Genomic DNA, 3,300 nt, shown 5'->3' with positions numbered 1-3,300 from the left:
ACCCGCCATGTCCCCCACCGGCAATCCCTTCGCCGACCGCTTCGGCCCCGCCGGCACCCGTCGCTTCGACGCCGTCCCGGGCGGTGGTCTCCTCCTCCCCCTGCGCGTCATGCCGTACTTCCACGTCCTCGCGGACGAGCCGGAGTCCCTCCCCGCGTACGCGGACTCCCTCGGCAAGCGCGTGAACGAGGAGGCCCAGCTGTCCTGGACCCGCCTCGGCTCGGACCGTGCCTTCGAGATGTGCGCGACGCACGAGGGGGACGTCCGCGCGGTGCTCCTCGGCTACGACGAGCCCGACCGCTTCGTCAGCTCCAGTCCCGCCCTCTTCGCCGAGGCACTGCTGGAGCTGGACCTCCTCCTGGAGGTGCTCGGCGCCGCCGAAACCCCGGGCGACGCCTCCGAGGCGTTCCGCACCACCCAGGACACCCTGAGCGCCGCGGACCCCCGCGCCTTCGACGACCCGGAGAACTGGTGGCCCCTGGTGCTGGAGGACATCCGCACCACCGCGAGCGTCGAGGCGTACGCGACCTTCGAGTTCGCCGCACCGGACGGTGAGAAGCACCTGGTGACCGAGGCGGGCGGGCTCTGCGTCCACCCCGAGCAGCGCGCCTGGTCGAAGATGTACGAGGCCGGGATCGAACCGGAACAGGTCACCCGCATCCACACCGAGCTGGAAGCCTGCTTCATGCCGGGCCACTACTGCTCGATGTGGCTGGAGCTGATGTTCCCCCACGCCTCGCTCAGCCACAACGTCTCCTACGGCGAGACCGCCACCGAACGAGCGGAAGGTGTGCGGCAGTTGCGGGAGGCCACTCGCCGTCAGGCTCCTGGAGCGGGTTGACACATGGGATATGTACGGACGGAGACCGGCGACGGCACCGCCGCCCAGTCGCTGCTGTCGTGGGCCGTGGAGCCCGGCGCCGCCCGGGAAGGTACCCGGCGCACCGCCGTGGTCACCGGCCCGCCCGGGTCGGGCAAGAGCCGTCTGCTGGCCCTGTTCGTCGCGGGAGCGGCGGCCCCCGGCTCGTCCCCGCGTCCGGTCGTGCACGCCGTGGGCTTCGCCGAGGGGCAGATCACCCGGACCCTGGCCTGGCAGCTCGGCCGGCATCTGGGCTACGGCCCCATCGAGCCGGCCGAACTTCTGCGGCGCCTGGGCGCCGACCCGCGGCCCGTGCTCATGGTCGTCACCGACCTGCACCGGTCCGGGCGGGGCCCCGCCGACCTCCCCGACGCCCGGCCGCACACGATCGTCGAGAACCTGATCAACCCCCTGCGCGCCCTGCCCGGCGTCCGTCTGATCCTCGAATCCGACACCCCGGACCTGCTGGGCGGCACGGACGACGTGCTGGTCGTCGAAATGGAGCGGGGGACGGGAACGGAACCGGGACCGGTGCACCAGGCCCCGCATCCAGGACCGTCCATGGCTGCGGCACCGCCGCCCACGCCCCCGGCACGTGACTGGCCCACCGCCACCCCCGACGAGCGCGAGCACGCACTCGACCGCGCGCTGAGCACCGGCACGGCCCACCAGTTGCTTCGCGACCCGGGCTACCTGGTGTACGGCTCGGTACCGGCCGTCACCGCCGCCCTGGCCGACCCGCGGCTCCCGCTGCCCCCGGGGTTGCGGGACGTCTGGGACCGGGCCGCTCCCGACCTGTCCGCGCCTGACCTGCCGGAGCCCCAGCGGGCCGCAGTCCTGCACAGCGCCGCGGCCGGGGCCCAGCCGAAGCTGGCCGAGTACCTGCGACCGCTGGCCGAAACCGGTCCGTGGATCACCCGCTGGTCACTGCCCGAGCGCACCACCGCCGCCGCCACGCTTACCGCCGCCGGTACGTTCGTGGCGGCCGACGCGCTGGGGCGTCTCACCCGCTACGCGCTCGCGGACGGACGGGCCCGCACGACCCTGCCCGCCGGCACCGCCTGGCAGCCCGCCGCTCTCGCCCCGATCACCCCCGACTGTCTGCTGGCGCTGGACCGCACGGGCGCCCTGCGGCCCCTCCCCCTCGTCACCGACGCGCCGGTCCCCATCGGTCTTGGGTCACTCCTGCTGCACCACAATGCCGCCACCCTGGCTCCGCCCCCGGCGGAGCTGCCCACCGCCCTCGCGGCAACCGCCCGCCATGCCGTCGTCGGCGACGGCCGCGGCCGGGTCCACCTCTGGCCGCTGGACTTCCCCGCCCCAGAGACGCTCACTGCGTACCGGCCGCACCGCTCCCCCGTGGCCGCCGCGGCCTGTCTCGATGTCGGTGACACCGTCCTGGTCGTCACCGGCGGCCTGGACGGCACGGTCGTGCTCTGGGACTCGGCGAGCGCGGCGCCCCTCACCGAACCCCTGGAACGCCGGGGCTCTCTGCCCACCGCCCTTGCCCTCGCCGACACGGACGCCGCCGGACCGGTGCTCGCCGTCGCCTGGTCCGACCGGCGGCTCCACCTGTGGCACCTGCTGAGCGGGCGACGAGCGGCGCTGCCGGCGCCGTACCGGGTCGGCTCCCTCGCGCTCACGGACGACTGCCTGCTGCTGTCGTCCGGGCCCGGCGGCATCCGTCTCACACGCCTGGACCCCGCCGCCCTCTGGGCCACGACAGCCGAACGCCGGGCGAGCTGACCTTCCAGCTCGCCCGGCGTTCGCGGGGATCAGGGACCTCAGCAGCCCGCGAGGCGGCTCGCCAGGTACCCCTCGATCTGGTCCAGCGACACCCGCTCCTGCTTCATCGAGTCGCGCTCGCGCACCGTCACCGCGTTGTCCTCCAGCGTGTCGAAGTCGACCGTCACGCAGTACGGCGTGCCGATCTCGTCCTGGCGGCGGTAGCGGCGGCCGATGGCGCCGGCGTCGTCGAAGTCGATGTTCCAGTTCTGCCGCAGCGCCTGGGCGAGACCCTTGGCCTTCGGGGACAGGTCGGCGTTGCGCGACAGCGGCAGCACCGCGACCTTCACCGGGGCGAGGCGGTGGTCGAGGCGCAGCACCGTGCGCTTCTCCAGCTTGCCCTTGGCGTTGGGCGCCTCGTCCTCGATGTAGGCGTCCAGCAGGAAGGCCAGCATCGCGCGGCCGACACCGGCCGCGGGCTCGATGACGTACGGCGTCCAGCGCTCGCCGGCCTCCTGGTCGAAGTAGGAGAGGTCCTGGCCGGAGGCCTTGGAGTGGGCGCCGAGGTCGTAGTCGGTGCGGTTGGCCACGCCCTCCAGCTCACCCCACTCGCTGCCGCCGAACTGGAAGCGGTACTCGATGTCGGCGGTGCGCTTGGAGTAGTGGGAGAGCTTCTCCGCCGGGTGCTCGTACCACCGCATGTTCTCCTCGCGCAT

Annotated in this window: 3 protein-coding genes; 2 read left to right on the top strand and 1 reads right to left on the bottom strand. The window is 73.5% G+C overall.

Annotated features, from left to right (window positions below):
• A partial coding sequence (locus RIF68_RS31995; protein ID WP_309054765.1) for a nucleic acid/nucleotide deaminase domain-containing protein occupies nt 1–841 on the top strand: 841 nt, incomplete at its 5' end.
• Nucleotides 842–844: 3 nt separating this feature from the next.
• Complete coding sequence (locus RIF68_RS31990; RefSeq protein WP_309054764.1) at nt 845–2,605, top strand: hypothetical protein; 1,761 nt, start codon at nt 845–847, stop codon at nt 2,603–2,605.
• A gap of 38 nt (nt 2,606–2,643) precedes the next feature.
• On the opposite strand, the gene RIF68_RS31985 is transcribed toward RIF68_RS31990, so the two are convergent.
• Nucleotides 2,644–3,300, bottom strand: a 657-nt coding sequence (locus tag RIF68_RS31985; protein WP_309054763.1) for a His/Gly/Thr/Pro-type tRNA ligase C-terminal domain-containing protein, incomplete at its 5' end; no start/stop codon positions are given.

Source organism: Streptomyces sp., assembly GCF_031178505.1.
Taxonomy (GTDB): domain Bacteria; phylum Actinomycetota; class Actinomycetes; order Streptomycetales; family Streptomycetaceae; genus Streptomyces; species Streptomyces gulbargensis.
The sequence above is the reverse complement of the archived record's forward strand: the minus strand, read 5'-3'. Positions and strand labels throughout refer to the sequence as shown.